Annotated in this window: 3 protein-coding genes; all 3 read left to right on the top strand. The window is 66.7% G+C overall.

All coding sequences use genetic code 11. From position 1 onward, the window contains the following. The first annotated feature begins 13 nt into the window (after nucleotides 1-13). From AC2VOR_RS17220 to AC2VOR_RS17230, 3 genes are read left to right on the top strand one after another with little or no spacing between them, the layout of a single operon-like run. Nucleotides 14-262 (top strand): F0F1 ATP synthase subunit C, encoded by a 249-nt coding sequence (locus AC2VOR_RS17220; RefSeq protein ID WP_024636915.1) that lies wholly within the window; start codon nucleotides 14-16, stop codon nucleotides 260-262. Nucleotides 263-271: 9 nt separating this feature from the next. Next, on the top strand, nucleotides 272-799 hold the full coding sequence (locus AC2VOR_RS17225) for a F0F1 ATP synthase subunit B (RefSeq protein ID WP_369737629.1): 528 nt from the start codon (nucleotides 272-274) through the stop codon (nucleotides 797-799). Between the two features lie 4 nt (nucleotides 800-803). Then, the gene (locus AC2VOR_RS17230; RefSeq protein ID WP_369737630.1) at nucleotides 804-2,144 is read left to right on the top strand and encodes a F0F1 ATP synthase subunit B/delta; all 1,341 of its coding nucleotides are present in this window, start codon (nucleotides 804-806) and stop codon (nucleotides 2,142-2,144) included. Nucleotides 2,145-2,255: the final 111 nt, after the last annotated feature.

Below are 2,255 nucleotides of genomic sequence, written 5' to 3' on the forward strand. Positions count from 1 at the left end.
GGAAAGAATGGCCCTGGACCCCCAAGTCGCTGCCGCCGCACTCATCGGCGGTGGCCTGATCATGGGTGGCGGCGCGATCGGTGCCGGCATCGGTGACGGTATCGCCGGCAACGCGCTGGTTTCGGGCATCGCCCGGCAGCCGGAGGCGCAGGGACGGTTGTTCACGCCGTTCTTCATCACCGTCGGTCTGGTCGAGGCGGCCTACTTCATCAACCTGGCGTTCATGGCGCTGTTCGTCTTCGCGACCCCGGTCGGCACCTAATTCGCTGTGATGGGCGACGCAAGCACTCTCGTTCTGGCCGCCGACCAGGCAGCGGAGGAAGGGAAGACCAACAACTTCCTCATTCCCAACGGCACCTTTTTCTTCGTTCTCGCCATCTTCCTGATCGTCCTCGCCGTCATCGGCACGTTCGTCGTACCGGCGATCCTGAAGGTGTTGCGTGAGCGCGACGCGATGGTCGCCAAGACCCTTGCCGACAACAAGAAGGCGAACGAGCAGTTCGAGGCCGCCCAGGCCGATTACGACGAAGTCATGACCAAGGCCCGGATCGAGGCGTCGTCGCACCGCGACAACGCCCGGGCCGAGGGTCGTAAGGCGGTCGAGGACGCGCGAGCCCGTGCCGAGCAGCAGGTGATGTCGACGTTGCAAACGGCCGCAGAGCAATTGAAGCGGGAAAGGGACGCCGTGGAACTGGATCTGCGCTCCAACGTGGCAGGCATGTCGGCGACTTTGGCCAGTCGTATCCTCGGCGTCGACGTCGGCCCGGTCACCGCCGCGACCGGATCGTCCGGACGGTAACCGCATGTCGACGTTCATCGGACAGCTGATCGGGTTCGCGGTCATCGTTTTCCTCGTGGTGCGCTACGTCGTTCCGCCGGTGCGCAAACTGATGGAAACCAGGCAGAAAGTGGTGAGTCAACAGCTGAGCGACGCAGCCACGGCCGCCGAGCGCCTGGGCCAGGCCAGCAACGCGCACAGCAAGGCGGTGGACGACGCCAAGGCGGAGTCGAAGCGCGTCGTCGAAGAGGCTCAGGCGGACGCGAAGCGAATCACCGAGCAGTTCCGGGTGCAGGCCGAGGTGGAGGCCGAACGCATCACGGGTCAGGGTGCCCGCCAGGTCGAGCTGCTGCGGACGCAGCTGAGCCGCCAGCTCCGGCTGGAGCTCGGCCACGAATCTGTGCGCGGCGCAGGGGAACTGGTGCGCAACTATGTCGCCGACGCCGCGCAGCAGTCGGCCACCGTGGACCGGTTCCTCGACGAGCTCGACGCGATGGCGCCGGCCTCCGCCGACGTGCAGTATCCGCTGCTGACCAAGATGCGCTCGGCCAGCCGGCGGGCGCTGCGTGACCTGCTGGACCGGTTCGGGACCGTAGCCAAGGATCTCGACAAGGACGGGCTGACCACGTTGTCCGACGAGCTCGTGGCGGTGGCCAAGATGCTCGACAGCGAAATGATGGTCACCCGCTACCTCACCGTGGCCGCCGAAGACTCGGCGCCGCGGGTGCGGTTGATGGAGCGGCTGCTCTCCGGCAAGGTCGGCGACACCACCCTCGAGGTGGTGCGCGCGGCGGTCTGCGAGCGTTGGTCGGCCGACTCGGACCTGATCGACGCGATCGAGCACATGTCGCGCCAAGCCTTGCTGGAAGTCGCCGAACGCGCGGACCAGGTCGGCGAAGTCGAAGACCAGTTGTTCCGTTTCTCCCGGATTCTCGACGCGCAGCCGCGTCTGGGCATCCTGCTCGGCGACTACGTCGTCCCGCCCGAGAAACGAGTGGAGTTGCTGCGCAACGTGCTTGGCGGCGCGAGCGGCAGCGTCAACCCGATCGCGTCGGCACTGCTGACCCACACCGTCGAGCTGCTCAGAGGTCAGCCGGCCGAAGAGGCCATGCGGTTCCTGGCGGAAGTCGCGGTCGCTCGCCGCGGCGAGGTGGTCGCGCAAGTCGGCGCGGCTGCCGAGCTCAGCGATGCCCAGCGCACTCGTCTCACCGAGGTGCTGGGCCGCACCTACGGGCATCCGGTGGCCGTGCAGCTGCAGGTCGACCCGACGCTGCTGGGCGGGCTGTTGATCGCGGTGGCCGACGAGGTGATCGACGGGACGCTCTCCTCGCGCCTGGCCGCAGCCGAGGCCCAGTTGCCCGACTGAACACGAAGTAGTCACCACAGACCCATCGAAGACCCACGCGAACAGAAGTAGAAAGACGAAAAGCCATGGCCGAGTTGACAATCTCCGCTGACGACATTCAGGGCGCCATCG

This window comes from Mycobacterium sp. TH-M103 (assembly GCF_057473785.1).